This window comes from Citrobacter sp. R4, assembly GCF_026719175.1.
Classification (GTDB): Bacteria; Pseudomonadota; Gammaproteobacteria; order Enterobacterales; family Enterobacteriaceae; genus Citrobacter_A; species Citrobacter_A sedlakii.
On sequence record NZ_JAPPSU010000059.1, the window covers coordinates 1 to 690 of the forward strand.

Annotated in this window: 1 pseudogene; it reads right to left on the bottom strand. The window is 44.6% G+C overall.

Features of this window, described 5'->3' with window-relative positions:
- Positions 1–615 precede the first annotated feature (615 nt).
- Positions 616–690: pseudogene (locus OOJ60_RS24565) on the bottom strand (IS6 family transposase); the annotation flags it as partial.

Here is a 690-nt window from a genome sequence, read left to right on the forward strand (position 1 = left end):
AGTACCAGCGTACGGCCCACAGAATGATGTCACGCTGAAAATGCCGGCCTTTGAATGGGTTCATGTGCAGCTCCATCAGCAAAAGGGGATGATAAGTTTATCACCACCGACTATTTGCAACAGTGCCATTCTCACATGCGATCTCGAGTAGCCAGTTGTGGAAAACCGACATAAACATCCCCTGTTACCCTGAAACTCTACTCACCATTTTTTCATAATTATATACAAACAGCCAGAAAGGCTGTTACAGGCGATTTGATCTGCAACCTATTGGTTAAATTAATGTATCAAAAACGATGGTTTCTGTGACACATCCCTATAAGCAGTTGCCTATACAATAAAACGCTCTCCGGCTGTAACAAAACCCGTTACAGTATCAATACAACAAAAACGATGTAACAAAATAGGGTGGCAAAATGATAATCGGCTATGCGCGTAAATCGACACATCTTCAGGATGTAACGCATCAGGTTGATGAACTGACAAAAGCGGGTTGCGAGCAAATCTATCATGAACAGATCTCACGCGGCGGCACTAAACGCGCCAAAAATGGTGCCCCGGAAGGCACTGTTGCAAAGTTAGCGATGAGGCAGCCTTTTGTCTTATTCAAAGGCCTTACATTTCAAAAACTCTGCTTACCAGGCGCATTTCGCCCAGGGGATCACCATAATAAAATGCTGAGGCCTGGCC